Origin of the sequence: Streptomyces sp. SID1328 (genome assembly GCF_009865595.1) — a bacterium.
Classification (GTDB): Bacteria; Actinomycetota; Actinomycetes; order Streptomycetales; family Streptomycetaceae; genus Streptomyces; species Streptomyces griseoluteus.
This window is the reverse complement of record NZ_WWKH01001097.1, coordinates 1-1,492: the sequence shown is the minus strand read 5'-3', so window position 1 is coordinate 1,492 and position 1,492 is coordinate 1. Positions and strand designations below refer to the sequence as shown.

The following is a 1,492-nucleotide window of genomic DNA, read 5'->3' as shown; positions in this document are numbered from 1 at the left end:
AGCTACGCCCAGGAGAACGCCGGCTCGACGAAGAACGCGTCCTGGCTGTACTGCTACGACAAGGCCGGCAACATCATCGCCACCTCGGGCTCCGCATCGTCGTGCTCCGCGAGCAGCGGCCTGACCAACTACACCTACAACGCGGCCAACCAGATCACCGGCATGAACGGCGACACCACCGGCTGGTCGTACGACAAGAACGGCAACGAACTCTCCGCCGCAGGACAGCTCCCCCGTTCCGGTGAGACGTACAACGACTTCAACCAGCTCACCTCCCTCACCACCGGCGGCACCACCAGCCATTACACCTACGCCGGCACCGACAGCTCCAACCGCCTCACGGCCGACTCCACCCGCATCGACCAGGGCCCGGCAGGCATCTCCACCACCACCGCCGACGGCAGGAGCACCGGATTCGTCCGCGATCCCGCGGGCACACTGATCGGCATGACCAGCGGCGGCAACCCGTACTACTACGTCACCGACAACCAGGGCGCCCCATCCGTCCTGGTCGACAACTCCGGTGCCAAGCAGGGCCGCTGGGACTACAGCCCCACCGGCACCGCTCGCTCCGGAAACTCCGCCTCCGTCGATCAGCCCTTCGGCTATACGGGCGCCTACCTGGACTCGAGCGGGCTGTACAAGATGGGCGCCCGCTACTACGACCCCAGTCTTGGCCGCTTCACCCAGCCCGACCCCTCGGGCAAGGAGAACAACACCTATCTGTATGCGGGTGGCGACGTGGTCAACCGCACCGACCCCACTGGGCTGTTCAGCTTCGGTGATGTCACGGGAATCGGGGACTGGGCGAGCCTCGCCTATGACATGTGGACGGGCGACACGGAGGGCGCGAACGCCACCCAGATGGGCATGCTGGCCGGAATCGGCTTCGAGTCGCTGTGCTTGGCCGGTGCCGCGGCCGGGGCATTCCCCACTCTTGGACTGTCGGTCGGTGCCGGGTTCACCGGGTGTTCCGTCGTGGCCGCAGGAGTCGCGGGCGCGACGACCGCCGCATACAGCTAATCAGGAAGTCGGGGGCGGGACACGAATCCCGCCCCCTCGGAGGTCAGGAGTTTCCATGCGCATCACCGCAGTGATCGGATTCGCGCTCGTAGCGCTGCTCTGCGGCGTCGCTCTGCTCCTTCTCGGCGTGGTGGATGCCGGGGGCGGAAGAGTTCGAGCGGTGCTTCCCATAGTCATCGGTTCGGGTCTGGCCGCTGGTGGGCTCCTTTTCCTGCGCAAGGGACTCAAGCGATGACCCTGTCCGTGATTATGCCGCCATCCGCTGCTGGACAGCCTGCCTGGTCGATCGCTTTGATCTTTATCGTCTTCATCCTGGCGGTTCTGTTCGTTGTCACCCGCCGTCGATAGCTCGACGCGAGGCCCGTGCGGCGGACCTCACCACCCGCACCCATGGGACGCGCAACCACGCGGGCGTCGCCCAGATGTATTCGTCCGTGTTCCCCCGCACCGGTACAACTGGTGCGGGGGA

The 1,492-nt window shown here is 66.0% G+C and carries 2 protein-coding genes; both read left to right on the top strand.

Translation table 11 applies throughout. The features are described 5' to 3' along the window. A partial coding sequence (locus tag GT030_RS35365) for an RHS repeat-associated core domain-containing protein (RefSeq protein ID WP_161204553.1) occupies window positions 1-1,023 on the top strand: 1,023 nt, incomplete at its 5' end. A gap of 55 nt (window positions 1,024-1,078) precedes the next feature. Then, window positions 1,079-1,258 (top strand): sodium:neurotransmitter symporter, encoded by a 180-nt coding sequence (locus tag GT030_RS35360; RefSeq protein ID WP_161204552.1) that lies wholly within the window; start codon window positions 1,079-1,081, stop codon window positions 1,256-1,258. The last annotated feature ends 234 nt before the right edge of the window (window positions 1,259-1,492 follow it).

Coding starts and splice junctions, on each gene's coding strand:
- GT030_RS35360 (WP_161204552.1), top strand. CDS start 1,079: ATGCGCATCACCGCAGTGATCGGATTCGCGCTCGTAGCGCTGCTCTGC.